General features: G+C 71.0%; 1 protein-coding gene. It reads right to left on the minus strand.

Going from position 1 to position 517, the window contains the following annotated elements:
- A partial coding sequence (locus tag ACFHW1_RS28850) for an aldehyde dehydrogenase family protein (RefSeq protein WP_416616745.1) occupies positions 1-517 on the minus strand: 517 nt, incomplete at both ends.

Genomic DNA, 517 nt, shown 5'->3' on the forward strand with positions numbered 1-517 from the left:
CCCGGATGAGTGGTCAGCCACTCCCCCGCCGCACCCGGCCCGAACCCGTGCACCACATTGAACACCCCATCCGGCACACCCGCCGCCGCCATCACCTCCGCCAGCAGCGTCGCCGACGCCGGCGTCTCCTCCGACGGCTTCACCACCACGGCGTTACCGCACGCCAGCGCCGGAGCGACCTTCCAGGTGAGCAGCAGCAGCGGCAGGTTCCACGGCACGATCACCGCGACCACGCCGACGGGTTTACGGACCGCGTAGTTCAACGCCCGACCACCCGACGACGTGACCGTGGTGAACGACTCCGTCGGCGCCGTCGCGGCGATCTCCGCGAACGCCCGGAAGTTCGCCGCCCCACGCGGAATGTCCAACGTCCGGGCCTGACCGACCGGCTTACCGGTATCCGCCACCTCAGCAGCCACCAGATCATCGAACCGGCGATCCAACTCGTCGGCCACTGCCCGCAACACCACCGCCCGGTCCCGCTCGGCCATGCCGCCCCAGGGTCCGCGCAACGCCG

The organism is Micromonospora sp. LOL_014 (genome assembly GCF_048060245.1).
GTDB lineage: Bacteria > Actinomycetota > Actinomycetes > Mycobacteriales > Micromonosporaceae > Micromonospora_E.